Below are 19823 nucleotides of genomic sequence, written 5' to 3' on the forward strand. Positions count from 1 at the left end.
GCGCGGACACAAGCGCGTTCCCCGGGACGAAAGGAGAAATATCGTCTCCCGGGCGCGTCCTCTCGCATTCGTGCAATTCGGTCGTTGAGCCCGGAAAACGGCTTGTGCTACCGTGAAGGGAAAGCAACTGGAGTCCGGAATGGATCGTCGATTTCTTCTGACCGTGGCCGCGGTCCTGCATTTCGGAGCCTCGCCTGCGCTCGTCCTTGCGCAAACCGTCGGCGAAACCGCACCCGATACGCCCGCCCCGGCGCCTATCGTGGCCGTCGAACCGCCCCCGCCTGCGGTGGTGCCCGTGGAGCCTGCGCCCGCGGTGGTGCCGGCGGAGCCTGCGCCCGCCGCCCCTGTGGTGGCCGCACCCGAGGCCACGGTTCCGCCGCCGCCCACCGCTGAGCCCGCAACGCCCGATATCCCCGCAACGCCCGACGTCGCCGTGGTCAAACCGCTGGTCGAAACCCCCGCTCCGGTCAAGCCGAAGCCCGCCGCCGCGCGTCCGATCAAGGATCCACCGCCGCAAACCAGCTGGCCGATCGCGAAGCGCTACTACCCGACCGAGGTCAACGTCCGCCCGGATCTGAAGGTGGGCTCGATCATCATCGTGTCGGACAAGTATTTCCTTTACCATATCATCGCCCCGGGCAAGGCGATGCGCTACGGCGTCGCCGTGGGCCGCGACGAGCTGAAGTTCCGCGGACAGGCCGTCGTCGCCCGCAAGGTCCGCTGGCCGAGCTGGACCCCCACGCCCGAGATGATCGAACGCAACCCGAAGGCCTACAAGAAATACGCTGACGGGATGCCCGGCGGGCCGGGCAATCCGCTGGGGGCGCGGGCCCTCTATCTGTTCCAGGACGGGCGCGACACGGCGATCCGCATCCACGGCACAACGGAGCCTTCGTCGATCGGCCGCGCGGTGTCGAACGGCTGCCTGCGGATGGTGAACGATCACGTCATCGCGCTGTTCAACGCGGTGCCGATCGGCACGCCGGTGACCGTTTACTGAGCCCCCCTGAAGGCGCAACCCGCCTTCAGCCCCATCTTCGAGAAGATCCAGGCCGCCGGACAGAAGCGGGTGAAGGCCGCCTGGATCAGGTTCACCCCGACGAACACCGTCAGCCAGACGAACAGCGGCGAAACATAGAGGCTCAGCAGCACGCTGATCAGGATCAGGCTGCCGACAAAGGCAAAAACCGCGCGATCGACACTCATTGGACATCTCCATGCCTCAGGGGTTGATGGAGGGCGTCTTATCATCGCGAGCATTCGCATTCAAGTTATAGAATGTATTTATCCGGGCGGCCCGCCCCGCATCGGCAGGGAACAGACGGAAGACCCGATGGCCAGAACTGCCCTAGAGTCAGGATTCATAACCAGTAAATGACGGTTGCGGCTAGGGCGATGGCGGAGAGGAATACCTTCGGACAGCGGTCATAGCGGGTTGCCTCGCGCCTCCAGTCCTTGAGCCTGCCGAACATGATCTCGATGCAATTTCGCCGCTTGTATCGCCGCTTGTCGTATCTGACGGGTGTCTTGCGTTGCTTTCGCCCGGGGGAGGCATGCGTGTAGCCGCCACCCACAATTTCTCGCAAAACGGATCCTGTCTCAGCCGCAGCAGATGCCCGGCCTCACGCCTGCGGGCCAATACCGTTGAAACAAAAATCCCGACGAAGGCCGGGCACATTCAGAGGGAAATCCGGCGATTTCCATCCTCCGGCATGCCCTCCGCGAAGACTGGGTGCATTCCCTGGCCAAGCCGCCACGCGACCTCGCCACGTTCCGGCAAACCCAAGACCGGGCGGATGCGGCCCAGCAATCGAACGCAGGACAGAGCTCAGATCCTGCCCTCAACGCGGCGCGGCATAGACCGAGGCCCAGAACACCGTCTTGCCATCCGACGCCAGCGCATGGCCAATACCGAATTCACTTACCTGCCCGATCAGGATATTCGCCCGGTGCCCCGGAGACGCCGACCATTCCGCAAGCGTCCGGTCCAGCCCGAACCGGCCCGCCGCGATATTCTCGGCGATCAGGCGCGGGCGGTAGCCCTGCTGCTTCGCGCGCGCCATCGGGCCCTTGGTCGTGCTGCCCTCATGCGTCATCGCCCCGCGCGCGGCCATATCGCAGGCATGCAACTCCGCCACACGCTGCAACACCGGATTGGTCCGCAACGGTGCCAACCCATGCTGCGCGCGCACGGCATTCGTTGCGGACAGCGCTGCCGCCGCATCGCCGCGCGCTGTGGCGGGACAGTTCGCCGCGCCCGCGGCGGCCAGGTTGACCGCCCCGTGACCATCGGTCCAGACCACCCGGCCCGGAAGCGGGGCAATCGCGCCCCCCGGCTGCGGAGCGGTCGGAACCTGCTGCGCGGCACAGCCGCCCAGAATCACCGCAACCATGGCGACAAGAAGCATCCTCATCCGTCGGTCCTCCGCAAAGCCTCGCCATCCTAGGCGCCAATCCTTGCCAATCCGATAACCGCCGCTCATTCCGCCCGCCAGGCGCCACCGTCATCGCCGAACCGCGCCGCCAGATCGGCGACCAGCGCCATGTCCCGCGCGTCCAGCGGCCCCTCCACCCCCGGACGAAACCGCAGCCGGAACGCGGGCAGAACGGTCTCCACATCCAGATCGGGATAGCCAAAGGCCGTTGCCAGCGCCATGAACCGCCCCGGACCGAGGCCAACCGTCCCGGCACCCGGCCAGACCGACAGCCCCTGTTCCGCCAGCCGCCGCCAGTCGAACCGTGGGCCCGGGTCGATCTTGCGCCCCGGCGCCATGTCGGAATGGCCGATCACCCCCTCGGCGGGGATCCGCCAACGGGCCATGATGCCGCGCAACAGCCCCTCCAGCGCGGCCATCTGCGGCTCGGGAAACGGTTGATCGCCCGGACTGGCCAGTTCGATCCCGATCGAGCGGGAATTCACATCGCCCAGCCCGCGCCACGATCCGGCCCCGGCATGCCAGGCACGCATTTCCTCGGGGACCAGCGCCTCGGTGGTGCCATCCGGCGCGATCAGCCAGTGGCAGGACACTTCCGCCGCCGGATCGCACAGCCGCGCCCGGGCGGCGGCGCAATCGGCCATGCCGGTGTAGTGGATCACCACCAGCTCCGGCCGCAGCCCATCCCGGCGCGGACCGTAATTCGGCGAGCCCGGCATCACTGCCCGGCGGTGGGCGCCGTCCGTTGCAGCGCGGCCAGCGTATCGACCGCGATCGACCCTTCGGGCGTGGCCGAAGGCGTCACCACAGGCGCGGCGCCATAGCTGCCGTCCTCGGTCATGACCGGTGCGGGCGGCGCCGTCGGCACCCGCCCCTGCTCATGCGCCTTCATAAAGGCGTCATAGCTGGGATACCCGCCCGTGCCGGTTTCGCGCGCGGACTGGTCACAGCCCGCAAGTGCCAGTATCAGAACCAGAAACGCGCCCCGTTGCATCATCTTACCACCATTTCGCCGGCTTGTGCGTGAACCCTGCCGCGCGCTCCAGAACAAGGGCGTGGTTGAGCAGATCGCCCTCGGCCCAGGGCCGCCCGATCAGTTGCAGCCCCATCGGCAGCCCCTTCGCATCCAGCCCCACCGGAACCGAAATCCCCGGCAGACCGGCTAGGTTGACCGTCACGGTGAAGACGTCGTTCAGATACATCTCCACCGGCGAGGCATCCGCCATCTCCCCCAGACCGAAGGCCGAGGACGGCGTGGCGGGCGTCAGGATCGCATCCACCCCGGCCTCGAACGCGAGGTCGAAATCGCGCTTGATCAGCGCGCGCACCCGGCGGGCCCGGTTATAATAGGCATCGTAGAACCCGGCAGACAGCACATAGGCGCCGATCATCACCCGGCGCTGCACCTCGGGGCCGAAACCTTCGGCGCGGGTCTTTTCATACATCTCGACGATGCCATCCCCGGCGCCCAGCGTCGCGCGGTGACCATAGCGCACCCCGTCATAGCGCGCGAGGTTCGAGGACGCCTCCGCCGGCGCGATCACATAATAGGCGGGCAGCGCGTATTTCGTATGCGGCAGCGAAATATCGACGATCTCCGCCCCCGCATCGCGCAACATCGCCGCGCCATCGGCCCAGAGCTTTTCGATCTCCGCAGGCATGCCGTCCATCCGGTATTCCTTCGGAATCCCGATCTTCTTGCCGCGGATATCGCCGGTCAGCGCCGCCTCGAAATCCGGCACCGGGATCTCGGCCGAGGTCGAATCCTTCGGATCGACCGAAGCCATCGCGCCCAGCATGATCGCCGCATCGCGCACCGTCTTGGTCATCGGCCCGGCCTGATCGAGCGAGGAGGCAAAGGCCACCACGCCCCAGCGGCTGACCCGGCCATAGGTCGGCTTGATCCCGACGATGCCGGTAAAGGCCGCGGGCTGCCGGATCGAACCGCCAGTATCCGTCCCCGTCGCGGCAAGGCACAGATCCGCCGCCACCGCCGCCGCCGAGCCGCCCGAAGACCCGCCGGGGGTCAGCTTGCGGTCGTCGATCTTCCACGGGTTCACCACCGGGCCATAGCAGGCGGTTTCGTTCGACGAGCCCATGGCGAATTCGTCCATGCTGAGCTTGCCCAGCATCACCGCGCCCGCATCCCACAGGTTCTGCGTCACGGTCGATTCATATTCCGGCCGGAACCCTTCGAGGATCCGCGATGCCGCCTGCGTCGCCACGCCCTTCGTGCAGAACAGATCCTTGATGCCCAGCGGAATGCCGCACATCGCCGGGGCCTCGCCCGCCTTGATCCGTGCATCCGCCGCCCGCGCCTGCTCCAGCGCGATCTCCGGCGTCTTCGCGCACCAGGCGTTCAGCGCCCCTGCGCCCTCGATCGCCGCAAGGCAGCTTTCGGTGATCTCGACCGAGGTCACATCGCCCTTGCGCAGCGCGTCGCGGGCTCCGGCAATCGTCAACTGGTTCAGGCTCATTCGACCACCTTCGGCACGGCAAAGAAGCCCTCGCGGGCATCCGGGGCATTCGACAGGATCTTTTCGGGATAACCGCCATCGGTCACCACATCCGTGCGCCGCTTCAGGCGCATCGGCGTGACCGAGGTCATCGGCTCGATGCCCTCGACGTCAACCTCGTTCAACTGTTCCATGAAGGTCAGGATACCCGAAAGCTGACCGGCCAGCTTCGGAAGGTCCTCCTCGGCCACTTTGATGCGCGCCAGATGCGCCACCTTGCGGGCGGTGTCGATGTCGATGGACATGGCGGTCTCCGATTGTCTCGCCTGCGGTTTAACGCCCATGGCCCCGCGCTGCAAGCGCGCTTGCCCCCGGCGGCATCGGCGCTACTGTGGGGCGAAAAGGAGGCATCCCATGAAACTGACCTGGCTCGGCCATTCCGGCTTCCGGCTGGAAATCGAAAACGCGGTGATCCTGATCGACCCGTGGATCAGCGGCAACCCGGTGTTTCCGGCGGAGCGCCGCGCCGAGGCGATCGCGGGGGCGACGCATATCCTGCTCACCCACGGCCACGGCGACCATTCCGCCGATGCGCTGACGATCGCGAAGGAGCTGAACATCCCGGTCGCCGGCATCTACGACCTGATTGCCTATTGGCAGGAAACAGAGGGCATCGCGGGCGTCGGCTTCAACAAGGGCGGGACGGTGGACCTGAACGGGGCGAAGGTGACGATGGTCCCGGCCAGCCATTCGTCTTCGATCTCCGGCCCGAACGGCCCGGTCTATGCGGGGAGCGAAGTGGGCTACATGATCGCGGGCGAGGATCAGGTGATCTATCTGTCGGGCGATACGACGATCATGGCCGATATGGATTGGATGGGCGAATACCACCGGCCCGGCATCGGGATCCTCTGCGCGGGCGGCCATTTCACCATGGACATGCAGGAGGCCGCCTTCGCCGCGCGCAAGTATTTCGACTTCCGCACCGTGATTCCGTGCCACTACCGCACCTTCCCGCTGCTGGCGCAGGATGCGACGGCGCTGATCGAGGGCCTGCCGGGGGTCGAGGTGATCGAACCCGAGGTTCTGGTGCCGATCGAGCTTTAGCGCAGCCCGGCGAAAAAGCCGCGCAGCAGGGCTTCGGCCTCGCGCGCGGCGATACCGTCATAGACCTCGGGGACGTGGTGGCATTGCGGATGGGCGAACACCCGCGGCCCCTGCGCCACGCCGCCGGATTTCGGATCCGCCGCGCCATAGTAGATCCGCGCGATCCGCGCCTGCGACAGCGCGGAGGCGCACATCGGACAGGGTTCCAGCGTGACATAAAGGTCATGCCCCGGCAGCCGCTCGCTCCCCGCGAGGGCACAGGCGGCCCGCAGCGCGAGGATCTCGGCATGGGCCGTCGGATCCGACAGCTCCCGCGTGCGGTTGCCCGCGCGCGCGACGACCCGCCCGCCGGGGGCGACGATGACCGCGCCCACCGGCACCTCGCCCCGCGCTGCGGCGGCCCGCGCCTCTTCGAGCGCCTGATCCATGAAGGATGTGAACATGCCCCTTCATCGCCGCATTCATCGCGCTTTGCAACGCGGGCTTTCGGGTGTATCAGGGCGCCTTGCCCGCGGGAACGCGCGCCCCCTCCCCCAGAAGGAACAGGATATGTCCGATACCCCCATCCAGTCCGGCCCCGAACGTGTGGCCAAGGTCATCGCCCGCGCGGGCGTCGCCTCGCGCCGCGATGCCGAGAAGATGATCCTTGAAGGCCGCGTCGCGGTGAATGGCAAGACCATCGCCACCCCCGCGCTGGATGTGGAACCGAAGGACAAGGTGACGATCGACGGCAAGCCGATCGACGCGCCCCAGGAAACCCGGCTGTGGCTGTATTACAAGCCGCTGGGCCTGGTGACGACCGAAAAGGACGACCAGGGCCGCCGCACGATTTTCGACGAAATGCCCGCCGGGATGCCCCGGGTGCTGAATGTCGGGCGGCTCGACCTGAATTCCGAGGGGCTGTTGCTGCTCACCAATGACGGCGGGCTGAAGCGGCGGCTGGAGCATCCGGAAACCGCCTGGCTGCGCAAATACCGCGTGCGGGTGAATGGCCGCCCGACGAACGAGACCTTCAACCCGCTGCGCGAGGGCATCACCATCGACGGCGAGGATTTCCAGCCGATGGAAGTGACGCTCGACCGGCAGCAGGGCGCGAATGCCTGGCTGACCGTCGGTATCCGCGAGGGCAAGAACCGCGAAATCCGCCGCGCCATGGCGGCGGTGAACCTGACGGTGAACCGGCTGATCCGGGTAAGCTACGGCCCGTTCCGCCTGAACGAGATGCAGCCCGGCGATGTGATGGAAATCAAGCGCAAGATCCTGCGCGACCAGTTGGGCGACCGGCTGCTGACCGGCGCCGAGGACGGCCGCCCGGCGCGCTCGGAGCGGATGGAGCGCCCGGCCCGTGGCCCCCGCCCCGAGGGCGACGGCCCGCGCAAGAGCTTCGGCCGACAGCGTGATTTCGCGGGCGATGACCGGGGCGCGAAACCGCGCTCCGAGGGCTTCCGCTCGCACCGCGACGAGGACCGCCCCGCACGGTTCGAGAAGCGCGACGGCGATCGCCCCGCGTTCGGCAAGAAGCCCTATGAGAAGCGTGAGGGCGGGCCGCGACGCGAGGACCGGGACGGGGAACGTCCGGCGTTTGGCAAAAAAACCTACGAGAAGCGCGAGGGTGGGCCGCGTCGCGATGGCCGGGACGGGGAGCGTCCCGCGTTCGGCAAGAAGCCTTACGAGAAGCGCGAAGGTGGGCCGCGACGCGATGACCGCGACGGGGAGCGTCCGGCGTTCGGCAAAAAGCCCTACGAGAAGCGCGAAGGTGGGCCGCGTCGCGATGACCGCGACGGGGAGCGTCCCGCGTTTGGCAAGAAGCCTTACGAGAAGCGCGAAGGTGGGCCGCGTCGCGATGACCGCGACGGGGAGCGTCCCGCGTTCGGCAAGAAGCCCTACGAGAAACGTGAGGGCGGGCCGCGTCGCGATGGCCGGGACGGGGAGCGTCCCGCGTTCGGCAAGAAGCCCTACGAGAAACGTGAGGGCGGGCCGCGACGCGAGGACCGGGACGGGGAACGTCCGGCGTTTGGCAAAAAACCCTACGAGAAGCGCGAGGGTGGGCCGCGTCGCGATGACCGGGACGGGGAGCGTCCGGCGTTTGGCAAGAAGCCCTACGAGAAACGTGAGGGCGGACCCCGCCGCGATGACCGGGACGGGGAGCGTCCGGCGTTTGGCAAGAAGCCCTACGAGAAGCGCGAGGGCGGCTTCAAATCCGCCGGGTTCAAGAGCCATGGCGGTGCGGGCAAGCCGCGGGCGGCGGGGTTCAAATCCCATGGCGGGGCACCGCGCCGCCCGGGTGGCAAGCCGGGCCCGGCCCGCGGCTGAGGGCATCCTTCGCCCTGGGGCCAGCAGCCTTCGGGGCACCGGCGGGGGCCGAAACAGGACATCGGGAAAATCCTGCGTGATTTTCCCGCCACGTCGCCCCTGTCGTGACACCTTGGCTCTGGAATTGCGGCGGGCGAACCCCTAACCTCTGGAAGACCGCTCCGCCGCGAGGGAAAAATGTCGCGCAAGACCCTGCAAACCGTTTCCTTCTGGCTGCTGCTGGCGCTGACGCTATCGGTCGCGCTGAAAGGCACGGTCTGAGATGGCACAGCGCTACGGCGGCAAATACAGCCCGCAATCCGGCGAAGGCTATCCGGGCGTCGCGCCGGATCGCGTGCCGCAACCGGCATCGGAACCGCGCCACCCGCTGGCGAAACGTCCGGGCTGGCTGATCGCGATGGCGATTCCCTTTCTGGGACATGCTTTCGGCAATGGGCCCGATGGGCTGGTGCGCGGGCTGGGGGCCTTTGCACTGATCGCGGGGGGCGTGTTCCTGTTGCGCGAGGGGCTGCGGGCCGAAGCCGCCTGGAGCGCGCGCCGCGTCGCCCGCCGCCCGGCAATCCCGCGCAAGATCTTCGGTTCGGTCACCGTCGGGCTTGGGCTGGCGCTTGGCGCGCAGGCGCCGGAAATGGGGCTGGCGGGGGCGATTACCGTGGGCGTGGTCGGCGCGGCGCTGTCGCTGGCGGCCTTTGGCCTCGATCCGCTGCGCGACAAGGGCATGGAGGGCGTGGACAGCTTTCAGCAGGATCGCGTCGCCCGCGCCGTGACCGAAGGCGAAAAGCACCTGCGCGAGATGCGCGAGGCGATCGCGCGGGCGAATGACGGGCTGCTGAGCGCCCGGGTCGAACGCTTCGGTGAAACCGCGCGGCAGCTGTTCCGGGCGGTCGAGCAGGATCCGGGCGATCTGGCCGCCGCGCGCCGTTACATGGGGGTCTATCTGGAGGGCGCGCGGGATGCGACGGTGAAATTCGCCGACCTGTGGGCCGCCACCCGCGACCCGAAGGCCCGCGACGATTACGAGGCCCTGCTGACCGACCTTGAGGGCAATTTCACCGCCCGCACCCGCAGCCTGATCGAAGGCGGGCGCGAGGGGCTGGAGATCGAGATCGACGTCCTGCGCGAACGGCTGGCCCGCGAGGGCATCACCGGTCCGAGGGATTAGCCATGCAATGGCCGCAATTCACGAATAACGAAGCGATTGCCCCCGCCCGTCGGGTGGGAGAAGATATTGCAACCACCACCCGCAGCAACCGGGGATGACCATGACTGAATCCGTCCGTGACAAGGCCGCGCAGGCCCTCGCCGAAATCGAGAGCGTCGCCGCGACCGCCCTGCCCGAACCGGCCCAGGCGCTGGTAAAGCTCGACGCCGCGCCCGCCCCGGTGGCCGAGGAAATCCGCGCCCGGATGCGCGAGATCGACCTGACCGATACCAATTCGATCCTGTATTTCGGCTCGAAGGCGCAGGGCGAATTGCAGGTGATCAGCCAGCAGATGCTGGCCGATGTGAAGAACAAGGACATCGGCCCGGCGGGCGACAGCCTGTCGAAGATCGTCACCACCCTGCGCGGCTTCACGGTGTCCGAACTGGATGTGCGGCGGGAACGGTCGTGGTGGGAAAGGCTGCTGGGCCGCGCCGCGCCCTTCGCCAAATTCCTCAGCCGGTTCGAGGAGGTGCAGGGCCAGATCGACCGGGTGACGGACGAACTGCTCAGCCATGAGACGAAACTTCTGAAGGATATCAAGGCGCTCGATCTGCTCTATGGCAAGACGCTGAACTTCTACGACGAACTCGCGCTCTATATCAGCGCGGGGGAGGAGAAGCTGAAGGAGGTCGATGCGACCGTGGTTCCCGCGAAGGAAGCCGAGGTCGCCGCCGCGCCGGAGGAGCAGAAGGTGCTGCGGGCGCAGGAGTTGCGCGACCTGCGCGCCGCGCGCGACGATCTGGAACGGCGGGTGCATGACCTGCGGCTGACGCGGCAGGTGACGATGCAGTCGCTGCCCTCGATCCGGCTGGTGCAGGAAAACGACAAGTCTTTGGTGACAAAGATCAATTCGACGCTCGTCAACACCGTGCCGCTGTGGGAAACGCAGCTTGCGCAGGCGGTGACGATCCAGCGTTCGGCCGAAGCCGCGACAGCGGTGAAGCAGGCGTCGGACCTGACGAACGAATTGCTGACGGCGAATGCGAAGAATCTGCGGCAGGCGAACCAGACCGTGCGCACCGAAATGGAGCGCGGCATTTTCGACATTCAGGCGGTGAAGACGGCCAATGCCGAACTGATCGCCACGATCGAGGACAGCCTGCGGATCGCCGACGAAGGCAAGCGCAAGCGCGCGGAGGCGGAGGTCGAACTGACCGGGATGGAGCGGAAGCTGCGCGAGACGCTGGCCTCGGCGCGGGCATCGGGGGCCGCGAACTGACATGCGACGACAGACGGGGATCGCGCTCGGCGTGGCCGCGTTGCTGGCGGGCTGTGCGCCATTACCGGCCCCGCTGACATCCGCCCCCCCCACGAGCGGCGCGCCCGAAAGCTCGCCCCGGCCTTGGGGTGCGCCGGGGGATCTGGGCGAAAACGGCCGGACCGTCCAGCGTTCACCCGAAAGCGCGGCGATGGTCGCCTATTACGCGCAGGTGGAGCGGACGCTGAAATCACGCGGGCTGATGCGCAAGGATGTCGCCCCGCGCGATGCGGCGTTCCGGAAATGGGAACTGGTCGATGATTTCGTCGCCATCGCGCTCTATGACGAATACGACAGCGGGATGAATGCGCGGGTGACGCCCAGCAAGCTGCGCCGCTGGGAGACGCCGGTGCGACTCGCCGTGGAATTCGGCGCTTCGGTGCCCGAAGCGCAGCGGGCCGAGGACCGGGCCATGGTCACGGCCTATGCCGGGCAACTGGCGCGGGCTTCGCGCCATCCCGTGGGCGTGGTGCGCACGGGCGGCAATTTCAACGTGCTGGTGGTGAACGAGGACGAGCGCCGCGCCCTTGGCCCCCGGTTGCAGCAACTGGTGCCGGGGATCACGGCGGCGACGATCGCGGCGATCACCGACCTGCCGCCCTCGACCTTCTGCATGGCCTTTGCCTTCTCGGATGGCGCCGCGCCGGTCTATACCCGGGCGATCGCGGTGATCCGGGCGGAGCATCCGCGCGACCTGCGGCAATCGTGCTTCCACGAGGAACTGGCGCAGGGGCTGGGCCTTGCCAATGACAGCCCGGAGGCGCGGCCCTCGATCTTCAACGACGACGAGGAATTTTCCCTGCTGACGCGGCATGACGAACTTCTGCTGCGCATCCTTTACGACCCGCGCCTGCGCCCCGGCATGACCGAGGAGCAGGCGCGTCCGATCGTCCAGACCATCGCGGACGAGCTTCTGGGCCCCGACGCATAGGAGAAGCACATGGGCATTCTGGATTTCCTGACCGGCGAATTCATCGACGTCATCGAATGGACAGATGACAGCCGCGACACCATGGTCTGGCGGTTCGAGCGCTACGGCCATGCGATCAAATACGGCGCCAAGCTGACGGTGCGGGAGGGGCAGGCGGCGGTCTTCGTCCACGAAGGCCAGATCGCCGATGTGTTCGGGCCGGGCCTCTATATGCTGGAGACCAACAACATGCCGGTGCTGACCACACTTCAGCACTGGGACCACGGCTTCCGCTCGCCGTTCAAATCCGAGGTCTATTTCGTCAACACCACCCGGTTCAACGATCTGAAATGGGGCACGAAGAACCCGGTGATCTGCCGCGACAGCGAATTCGGCATGGTGCGGCTGCGCGCCTTTGGCACCTATGCGATGCGGGTGACGGATCCGGCGAAGTTCATGGCCGAGATCGTCGGCACGGATGGCGAATTCACCGCCGACGAGATCAGCTTTCAGATCCGCAACGTGATCGTGCAGGAGTTCAGCCGCGTGGTGGCGGGGTCGACGATCCCGGTGCTGGACATGGCGGCGAATACCGCCGACCTGGGCCGGATCGTCGCCACAGCCATCGCGCCGGTGATCGCGGCCTACGGCCTGTCGATCCCGGAATTCTACATCGAGAACATCTCGTTGCCGGAAGCGGTGGAAGCGGCGCTCGACAAGCGGACCTCGATGGGGATCGTGGGGGATCTGAACCGCTACATGCAGTTCAATGCCGCCGAGGCGATGGGTCAGCCGGGATCGGCCGCGGGCGCCGGGATGGCGACCGCGGTGGGTGCGGGCGTCGGGCTCGCGATGGGCGGACAGGCGGCGCAGAGCTGGGGTCCGTGGGGTGTTGCGCCTGCTGCGCAGGCGCCGTGGGGCGGGGGCGGCGCGGCTGTCGCCGCGCCGCCCCCGCCGCCTCCCGTCGAGCGGGTCTGGCATGTCGCCGCCGGGGGGCAGACCACCGGACCGTTCAGCAAGGCGAGCCTTGGGCGGCAGGCGGCCAGCGGCAGCTTCACCCGCGACTCGCTGGTCTGGTCGCCCGGGCAGGATGGCTGGAAACGCGCGGAAGAGATCACCGAACTCGCGCAGCTGTTCACCATCGCGCCGCCGCCACCTCCGCCGCCGGGGGCATAACCGCCGATGGCGCAGGCCGAATTCCACTATCCTTGCGAATCCTGCGGGGCGGATCTGCGCTTCGCCCCGGGGCAGGAGCGGCTGGTCTGCGACCATTGCGGCCATGTGCAGGACATCCCCCGCGCGACCGGGCGCGGGGTCAGCCGGCTGCGGGAACTGCCGCTGGAACTGGGGCTGGAGGCGCGGCTGCCGGAGGGCGAGGTCGAGGAGAACCGCACCGTTTCCTGTCCGAACTGCGGTGCGCGGATCGAGGTTTCGGGCGCCGGGCATGCGTTGGAATGCCCGTTCTGCGCGACACCGGTGGTGACCGATACCGGCACCCACCGGCAGATCAAGCCGCAGGGCGTCGTGCCCTTTCGCCTGACCGAGGCGGATGCGCGGGCGGCACTTGGCCGCTGGCTGGGCAGCCTGTGGTTCGCGCCCGGGGGGCTGGCGCAATATGCCCGGCGGGGGCGCAAGATGGCCGGGGTCTATGCGCCATTCTGGACCTTCGACGCGCTCAGCCAGACCGGCTACATGGGCCAGCGCGGCGATTACTGGTATGAGACCCGGCAGGTTCAGGTCATGGTCGATGGCCGCCCGCAGACCCGGACGCAGCAGGTGCGCCATGTCCGCTGGACGAATGTCTCGGGCCGGGTCGGGCGGGCCTTCGACGACGTTCTGATCTATGCCGCGCGGTCGCTGCGGCCCGCGCATGTGGACGGGCTGCGGCCCTGGGATCTGTCGCAACTGGCGGAATACCGGCCCGATTACCTCGCCGGTTTCGCGGCAGAGGGCTATACCGTCGACCTTGGCGAGGGGCACCATCTGGCCCAGGCCGAAATGATCCGGGTGATCCAGTCGGACGTGCGGCGCGACATCGGCGGCGACGAGCAGCGCATCCTGCGGATGGATCCGGCGTTTTCGTCGGAGACGTTCAAGCATATCCTGCTGCCGGTCTGGACCGCCGCCTATCGGTTCCAGGGGCGCAGCTACACCTTCGTCGTCAATGCCCAGACCGGTCAGGTGCAGGGCGATCGCCCCTGGTCGCCGTGGAAGATCGCCGCCGCCGTGGTCGCCGCGGCGGTGGTGCTGGGCGTGATCTATTACCTCGACCGTTCCGGCACCTTTGGCCGGTAAGGAGATACCATGAGAGCCCTGATCCAGCGTGTCCGCCATGCGAAGGTCGAAGTGGAGGAGCGCGTCACCGGCGAAATCGGCCCCGGCCTGATGATCCTCGTCTGCGCGATGCAGGGCGACACCGAGGTGCAGGCCGAGAAGCTGGCCGCGCGGGTCGCGAAATGCCGGATCTTCCGCGACGAGGCGGGCAAGATGAACCGCTCAGTGATCGACATCGGCGGCGCCTGCCTAGTCGTCAGCCAGTTCACCCTGGCGGCGGATACATCGACCGGAAACCGCCCGGGCTTTTCCACCGCCGCCGCGCCCGACATCGGCGAACGGCTCTATCGGCATTTCAGCGATGCCTTGCGCGGGCTGGGCCTGCCGGTGGAAAACGGGGAATTCGGCGCCGACATGGCGGTGAGCCTGCTCAACGACGGGCCGGTGACGATCTGGCTCGACACCGCCGACCGCGCCTGATTTCCGCACTGCGGCGAATTTTCTTGACTCAGCGGTCAAATGCGCCCATCTGCTAGGCATCCGAGACCCCGCTGCCCGCGTGTGCAGCCGCGCATCAGGCGCAAGGGGCGGAGACATGGCCTCAGATCACGCGGGGGGCAAGCGGGCCGATGGCCTGCGCCCCGCCCGCCCGGCCGATTTCGGCCAACCGTTTTGCGCGCCGTTGCGCGCCCATGAAAGATAAATCTTTGGAAAATTTCGAGAACCTCGGCCTCGCGCCGATTCTGGTGCAGAATTTGACGCGCATGGGGCTGACCAAGCCGACGCCGATCCAGGAACAGGGCATCCCGCATATCGTGCGCGGCCGCGACCTGCTGGGCCTTGCGCAGACCGGCACCGGCAAGACGGCGGCCTTCGGCCTGCCGATGCTGACCCGGATCATCGCCTATGGCAAGCGTCCCGCGCCGAAGACCGTGCGCGCGCTGGTGCTGGCCCCTACGCGGGAACTGGCGACGCAGATTCATGACAATCTCAGCGCCTTTGGCGAAGGCGCACCGATCCGGATTCAGCGGGTCGTCGGTGGCGCCTCGATCAACGTACAGACGGAAAAGCTGGCGAAGGGCACCGATGTGCTGATCGCGACGCCGGGGCGGCTGCTCGACCTGCTCGAACGGCGGGCGCTGGTGCTGTCGGAGACGAAATATCTGGTGCTGGACGAAGCGGATCAGATGCTCGACATCGGCTTCATCCATGCGCTGCGCCGGATTGCCCGGCTGATCCCGGCGGAACGGCAGACGATGCTGTTCTCGGCGACCATGCCGAAGCTGATGGAAGAACTGGCTGCCAGCTACCTGACCGATCCGGTCCGGGTGCAGGTCGCGCCCCCGGGCAAGGCCGCCGAAAAGATCGAACAGGGCGTGCATTTCGTCAATCAGGGCGACAAGGCGACGCTGCTGGCCGAATATCTGACGAAGCATCCGGGCGAACTCGCCGTGGTGTTCAACCGTACCAAGCACGGGTCGGACAAGCTGACGCGGCTCCTGGAAAACTGGGGCCATTCGGTGGCGGCGATCCACGGCAACAAGTCGCAGAACCAGCGGGAGCGGGCGCTGAGCTCCTTCCGTGCGGGCGAGATCAAGGTGCTGGTGGCGACCGATGTCGCCGCGCGCGGGCTGGACATCCCCGAGGTTGCCCATGTCTACAACTACGACCTGCCGAATGTGCCCGAGAACTACGTCCACCGCATCGGCCGCACCGCGCGGGCCGGGCGGAATGGCCGCGCCGTGGCCTTCTGCGCCCCGGCGGAGATGGGCGATCTGAAGGCGATCGAAAAGGCGATGGGGGCGAAGATCCCGGTGATCGGCGGCGAGCCCCATGCGGCGGTGGAACCTGCCCGCCCGGCGGCCAAGGCGCCCCACCGTGGCCGTGGCCCGAAGCCCCAGCCGAAGCCCGCGCGTGGCGGATCGCAGGCGCCGAAACGGCGCGTGAGCGCCTGACGCCCCCGGACGGGCCAACCTTATCCGCGCGGCGGGTCGGCCCTTCACAGGGCCCCGCCCGCCGCGCAGCCCCGCCTCCTCCGCTGGCGGACCCCTGCCCGTCCCCATTCTCCGCGTGCAGGGGTGCCTTTAGCAGGCCCCCTCCGCATGAAGACGCAGGTGACGAAACCCATTCGCCCCCTTCTCAGCGTACAGGGGCGACCCACCGCCTTTTCAGCGACCGTCTCTCCCCGCATGCAGGGATAGCCCTGCCCCCGGCGCTGCGCTATGGAACGGCATGGCCAAGCTGTATTTCCACTATTCGACGATGAATGCCGGCAAGAGCACGATCCTGTTGCAGGCGTCCTACAACTATATCGAACGCGGGATGCAGACGTTTCTGGTCACTGCCGCGCTGGATGGCCGGGCGGGCACGGGGCGGATCGCCAGCCGCATCGGCATCGGCGCCGAGGCCGCGATGTTCCTCCCCGAAACCGACATGTTCGCGATGATCGAGGCGCGGCTGGCCCAAGGCCCCTGCGCCTGTGTCTTCATCGACGAGGCGCAGTTCCTGTCGCCCGAACAGGTCTGGCAACTGGCGCGCGCGGTCGATGACCTGAACCTGCCGGTGATGTGCTACGGGCTGCGGGTGGATTTCCGCGGCGCGCTGTTCCCCGGCTCCGCCGCGCTGCTGGCCCTGGCCGATGAGATGCGCGAGGTCCGCACGATCTGCCATTGCGGACGCAAGGCGACGATGGTGGTGCGGCTGGATGCCGAGGGCCGCGCCCTGCGCGAGGGCGCGCAGGTGCAGATCGGCGGCAACGAGACCTATGTCTCCCTCTGCCGCCGCCACTGGCGCGAAGCGACCGGCGCCTAGACCGCGTTCGGCGGCACCTTGCCGTCGCGGAAGGCGATCAGGTTATCCACCGCCATGAAGCCCATCGCGTCGCGCACCTCAAGCGCCGCCGTGCCCAGATGCGGCAGCATGGTGACATTCTCCAACTGCCGCAGCGCCTCGGGCACGAAGGGTTCGCGCTCGAACACGTCAAGCCCCGCCCCCGCGATCACGCCGCGCTGCAAGGCGTCGATCAGCGCCGCCTCATCAACGATATCGCCCCGCGCGATGTTGACGAAATGCGCGTGCGGCTGCATCCGCGCGAATTCCGCCGCGCCGATCAGGTGATGCGTCTGCGGCGTGGCGGGAACGGCGACCACGACGAAATCCGATCCGGCGAGCAGATCTTCCAGCGGCACCTGCCGCGCCGGAAAACCCGGATCCTTGGGCGAGCGGTTGTGGAACAACACCGGCATGCCAAAACCGAAATGGCAGCGCCGGGCGATCGCTTCCCCGATCCGGCCCAGTCCGATGATCCCCACCGTCTTGCCGGTGACATGCTGGCCCAGGAACTGCGTCGGCGTCCAGCCGGTCCAAGCGCCCGAGCGCACGAACCGTTCCCCCGCGCCCGCGCGCCGCGCACTCATCAGGATCAGCGTCAGCGCAATATCCGCCGTGGCATCCGTCACCGCGCCCGGGGTATTGGTCACCACGATGCCGCGCGCCTTGGCCGCCGCCGCGTCGATATGGTTATATCCCACGCCGAAATTCGACACGATCTTCGCGCGGATATCGCCGCTCAGCGCCTTTGCCGTCACCCGGTCGCCCAGCGTGACCAAGAGCGCGTCATAGTCCATCAGCGCCTGATGCGCCTCTTCCTCGGTCATCGGCGCGGCGCCGTTGCGGAAGGTGGCGTCGAACTCCGCCGCCACCTTCTTCTCCACCGCATCGGTCAGCTTGCGCGTCACCAGCAGCTTCATCAGAACAGCCTCCCACCCAGCGGGACATCGGAACCGGGGCCGACCAGAACCACCTCACCCTCGGCATCGGGCACGCCCAGCGTCAGCACCTCGGACATGAACGGCCCGATCTGGCGCGGCGGAAAGTTCACCACCGCCAGCACCTGCCGCCCGATCAGCTCCTCGGGCGTATAATGCCGGGTGATCTGCGCCGAGGATTTCTTCTGCCCCAGATCGCCAAAGTCGATCAGCAGCTTGTAGGCGGGCTTGCGCGCCTGCGGAAAGGGCTCCGCCGCGACGATCCGGCCGACGCGGATGTCCACCTTCTGGAAATCGTCGAAGCTGATCACGCGCCCAGTTCCCGCCCGCGATCCGCCGCCGCCTTCACCGCGCGGGTCAACAGTGCCGGGAAGCCATTCTCCGCATCCATCAGCACGGCCAGCGCCGCCGCCGTGGTGCCGCCCGGAGAGGTCACGTTGACGCGGAGCTGCGCCGGATCCTCCGCCGCCTGCATCGCCAGTTCCCCTGCCCCGGCCACGGTGGCCTTCGCAAGCTGCATCGACAGATCCGCCGGAAGGCCCTCCGCCTCTCCGGCCGCAGCCAGCGTTTCGATCAGGTGGAAGACATAGGCCGGGCCGGAGCCGGAGACCGCCGTCACCGCGTCGATCTGCGCTTCGCTGTCCAGCCGGACGACCGCGCCCACCGCGCTCAGCAGCCCCTCGGCCTCGCTGAACTGCGCCTCGGTCACCAGGGCGTTGCGGCAGATCGCGGTGATGCCCCGGCCGATCGCGGCGGGGGTGTTGGGCATCGCCCGCACCACCGGCACCGCGCCGAAGACCGCCTCGAAGGCCGCGATCTTGGTGCCCGCCGCGATCGAAACCACCAGCGTATCGGTGCCGATCCCCTGTAGCTGCGGCAACGCGGCGCCCATCATCTGCGGCTTCACCGCGATGAGCACCACCGCCGGATGCGCGGGCAGGAGTTCGTTCACCGCGACCCCGGTGCCCTTCAGCCAGTCCGAAGGATGCGGGTCGACCACATGCACGGCCTTGGGCGACAGCCCGCCGCGCAACCATCCGGCCAACATCGCCGAACCCATCTTGCCGCAGCCCAGAAGAACCAGACCGCGCGCCTCGATATCAGAAAAATCCATCATGCTCCCCTTTTTTCAGGGAAGACTAGGCGCGACCGTAAGCCTCTGCAATGGCAACCTGCATCGCGCGCTCCGGCGTTTCGCCGCCCCAGCAGGTCAGCTGCATCGCCGGGTAGAACTGTTCAGACGACGAAACCGCCGCGCCGATCAGCCGGTCGATCTGATCCTCTCCCGGCACCTGCCCGCCCGCGAGGATCAGCCCATGGCGCCAGACCATCAGCTTGTGATCGTTCCACCAGGTGAAGGCACCGGCCCAGACCTGATCGTTGATCCGGTTCAGCAGGTCCAGAAGCTGCGGCAGGCGCCCCTGCGGCGGCTCCATGTCGAAGGTCGAGATCAGCCGCAGCGTTTCGTCCCGCGCCGACCAGGCAAGCGTGATCGAATAGGTCCGCCATTGCCCGGTGACCGTCATCGCGATCTGATCCTCGGTGATCCGGTCGAAATCCCATTGCTGCGCCACGGCCATCATCTCGACCATATCAATGGGATGGAGATCCCCGGAATGGAGATAATCTTCGCTCAGCGCCATCGTCCTGCCTCTTGCAGACCCGTGAGTGCATTGCCCAAGGTCTTGTTTTCCGCACCAGTCAAGGCGCCCTTGCGATGGACGCCATACCAGATATCGTGACCGTGAATGATTCGCCTGTAAAGCAAATTCGCCCCTTGGCGGCGCCGCGACAGGCAGAAACCTGTAGACAACTTGGAAATTGGGCGCCGGAGCCGGAAAACGCCCCCGGCGCGGAGCCGGGGGCACAGTCACTCGTCACGAAAGAACTTGCGACATTGCGGGATCAGGCGCATCTCCGGTCGCCTGCCCCAAGCGATATTCGCGCAATGCCATTGCGGCTGCACGCTTTTCCGAGACAGTTGGTTAAGCCGGCCTCAATCAAACCACGGCGCTTGTACCGGCAGGGGAACCATGGCGACAGAAAGCCGCCGGCACCCATTGGTTTACCTTGGCCGCGGGGCCATCTAGATTGCGTGC

Annotated in this window: 22 protein-coding genes and 1 pseudogene; 11 read left to right on the plus strand and 12 right to left on the minus strand. The window is 67.4% G+C overall.

Annotation, left to right across the window (positions count from 1 at the left end; translation table 11 throughout):
- The first annotated feature begins 139 nt into the window (after positions 1-139).
- A complete protein-coding gene (locus QM789_RS02380; RefSeq protein WP_420350360.1) occupies positions 140-1000 on the plus strand; it encodes a L,D-transpeptidase in 861 nt (286 codons plus the stop codon).
- Here QM789_RS02380 and QM789_RS02385 read toward each other — a convergent pair.
- The 7 genes and pseudogenes from QM789_RS02385 to gatC all read right to left on the minus strand — a co-directional run bounded on the left by QM789_RS02385 (position 994) and on the right by gatC (position 5196).
- Positions 994-1206: a YgaP family membrane protein gene (locus QM789_RS02385; RefSeq protein ID WP_420350361.1), complete on the minus strand. Its 213-nt coding sequence runs from the start codon at positions 1204-1206 to the stop codon at positions 994-996. The genes QM789_RS02380 and QM789_RS02385 overlap by 7 nt on opposite strands.
- A 155-nt stretch (positions 1207-1361) precedes the next feature.
- A pseudogene (locus QM789_RS02390) lies at positions 1362-1547 on the minus strand (transposase); the annotation flags it as partial.
- A gap of 294 nt (positions 1548-1841) precedes the next feature.
- The gene (locus QM789_RS02395) at positions 1842-2414 is read right to left on the minus strand and encodes a CAP domain-containing protein (protein WP_420350362.1); all 573 of its coding nucleotides are present in this window, start codon (positions 2412-2414) and stop codon (positions 1842-1844) included.
- A gap of 65 nt (positions 2415-2479) precedes the next feature.
- On the minus strand, positions 2480-3154 hold the full coding sequence (locus QM789_RS02400; protein WP_420350363.1) for an N-acetylmuramoyl-L-alanine amidase: 675 nt from the start codon (positions 3152-3154) through the stop codon (positions 2480-2482).
- On the minus strand, positions 3154-3432 hold the full coding sequence (locus tag QM789_RS02405; protein WP_420350364.1) for a hypothetical protein: 279 nt from the start codon (positions 3430-3432) through the stop codon (positions 3154-3156). The genes QM789_RS02400 and QM789_RS02405 overlap by 1 nt, the downstream gene beginning before the upstream one ends.
- Position 3433: 1 nt before the next feature.
- The gene (gatA, locus tag QM789_RS02410; RefSeq protein ID WP_420350365.1) at positions 3434-4912 is read right to left on the minus strand and encodes an Asp-tRNA(Asn)/Glu-tRNA(Gln) amidotransferase subunit GatA; all 1479 of its coding nucleotides are present in this window, start codon (positions 4910-4912) and stop codon (positions 3434-3436) included.
- A complete protein-coding gene (gene gatC, locus QM789_RS02415) occupies positions 4909-5196 on the minus strand; it encodes an Asp-tRNA(Asn)/Glu-tRNA(Gln) amidotransferase subunit GatC (protein WP_420350366.1) in 288 nt (95 codons plus the stop codon). Before gatC ends, gatA begins: the two co-directional genes overlap by 4 nt.
- Before the next feature lie 109 nt (positions 5197-5305).
- On the opposite strand from gatC, the gene QM789_RS02420 reads away from it, so the two are divergent.
- Positions 5306-5998 carry a metal-dependent hydrolase gene (locus tag QM789_RS02420; RefSeq protein ID WP_420350367.1) on the plus strand — a complete coding sequence of 231 codons (693 nt, stop codon included), beginning with the start codon at positions 5306-5308 and terminating at the stop codon, positions 5996-5998.
- On the opposite strand, the gene QM789_RS02425 is transcribed toward QM789_RS02420, so the two are convergent.
- Positions 5995-6441 (minus strand): nucleoside deaminase, encoded by a 447-nt coding sequence (locus tag QM789_RS02425; RefSeq protein WP_420350368.1) that lies wholly within the window; start codon positions 6439-6441, stop codon positions 5995-5997. The two genes, QM789_RS02420 and QM789_RS02425, sit on opposite strands and share 4 nt — an antisense overlap.
- Positions 6442-6547: 106 nt before the next feature.
- Here QM789_RS02425 and QM789_RS02430 point away from each other — a divergent pair, with 106 nt between their 5' ends.
- The 9 genes from QM789_RS02430 to QM789_RS02470 all read left to right on the plus strand — a co-directional run bounded on the left by QM789_RS02430 (position 6548) and on the right by QM789_RS02470 (position 16768).
- Positions 6548-8311 (plus strand): pseudouridine synthase, encoded by a 1764-nt coding sequence (locus QM789_RS02430; RefSeq protein ID WP_420350369.1) that lies wholly within the window; start codon positions 6548-6550, stop codon positions 8309-8311.
- 262 nt (positions 8312-8573) lie between these two features.
- Positions 8574-9473, plus strand: a complete 900-nt coding sequence (locus tag QM789_RS02435; protein ID WP_420350370.1) for a 5-bromo-4-chloroindolyl phosphate hydrolysis family protein — start codon at positions 8574-8576, stop codon at positions 9471-9473.
- A 100-nt stretch (positions 9474-9573) separates the two neighbouring features.
- Positions 9574-10734 carry a toxic anion resistance protein gene (locus QM789_RS02440; RefSeq protein ID WP_420350371.1) on the plus strand — a complete coding sequence of 387 codons (1161 nt, stop codon included), beginning with the start codon at positions 9574-9576 and terminating at the stop codon, positions 10732-10734.
- 1 nt (position 10735) lies between these two features.
- The gene (locus QM789_RS02445) at positions 10736-11704 is read left to right on the plus strand and encodes a DUF2927 domain-containing protein (protein WP_420350372.1); all 969 of its coding nucleotides are present in this window, start codon (positions 10736-10738) and stop codon (positions 11702-11704) included.
- A 9-nt stretch (positions 11705-11713) separates the two neighbouring features.
- On the plus strand, positions 11714-12859 hold the full coding sequence (locus QM789_RS02450; protein ID WP_420350373.1) for an SPFH domain-containing protein: 1146 nt from the start codon (positions 11714-11716) through the stop codon (positions 12857-12859).
- A 6-nt stretch (positions 12860-12865) separates the two neighbouring features.
- Positions 12866-13978: a primosomal protein N' (replication factor Y) - superfamily II helicase gene (locus QM789_RS02455; RefSeq protein ID WP_420350374.1), complete on the plus strand. Its 1113-nt coding sequence runs from the start codon at positions 12866-12868 to the stop codon at positions 13976-13978.
- Positions 13979-13987: 9 nt separating this feature from the next.
- Positions 13988-14437 (plus strand): D-aminoacyl-tRNA deacylase, encoded by a 450-nt coding sequence (gene dtd, locus QM789_RS02460; protein ID WP_420350375.1) that lies wholly within the window; start codon positions 13988-13990, stop codon positions 14435-14437.
- A 227-nt stretch (positions 14438-14664) separates the two neighbouring features.
- Positions 14665-15912, plus strand: coding sequence for a DEAD/DEAH box helicase (locus QM789_RS02465; RefSeq protein WP_420350376.1), 1248 nt, complete (start codon positions 14665-14667; stop codon positions 15910-15912).
- 277 nt (positions 15913-16189) lie between these two features.
- Positions 16190-16768, plus strand: a complete 579-nt coding sequence (locus QM789_RS02470) for a thymidine kinase (RefSeq protein ID WP_420350377.1) — start codon at positions 16190-16192, stop codon at positions 16766-16768.
- Here the strand turns inward: QM789_RS02470 and QM789_RS02475 are convergent.
- The 4 genes from QM789_RS02475 to QM789_RS02490 are packed head-to-tail and all read right to left on the minus strand — an operon-like array spanning position 16765 to position 19367.
- The gene (locus QM789_RS02475) at positions 16765-17706 is read right to left on the minus strand and encodes a 2-hydroxyacid dehydrogenase (protein WP_420350378.1); all 942 of its coding nucleotides are present in this window, start codon (positions 17704-17706) and stop codon (positions 16765-16767) included. The genes QM789_RS02470 and QM789_RS02475 overlap by 4 nt on opposite strands.
- Entirely contained in the window at positions 17706-18035 is a 330-nt protein-coding gene (locus tag QM789_RS02480; RefSeq protein ID WP_420350379.1) for a tRNA-binding protein, read from the minus strand. Before QM789_RS02480 ends, QM789_RS02475 begins: the two co-directional genes overlap by 1 nt.
- Entirely contained in the window at positions 18032-18838 is an 807-nt protein-coding gene (gene proC, locus QM789_RS02485; protein WP_420350380.1) for a pyrroline-5-carboxylate reductase, read from the minus strand. The genes QM789_RS02480 and proC overlap by 4 nt, the downstream gene beginning before the upstream one ends.
- Before the next feature lie 25 nt (positions 18839-18863).
- Positions 18864-19367, minus strand: coding sequence for a YbjN domain-containing protein (locus QM789_RS02490; protein ID WP_420350381.1), 504 nt, complete (start codon positions 19365-19367; stop codon positions 18864-18866).
- Positions 19368-19823: the final 456 nt, after the last annotated feature.

Origin of the sequence: Paenirhodobacter sp., from assembly GCF_047600745.1 — a bacterium.
Taxonomy (GTDB): Bacteria; Pseudomonadota; Alphaproteobacteria; order Rhodobacterales; family Rhodobacteraceae; genus Rhodobacter.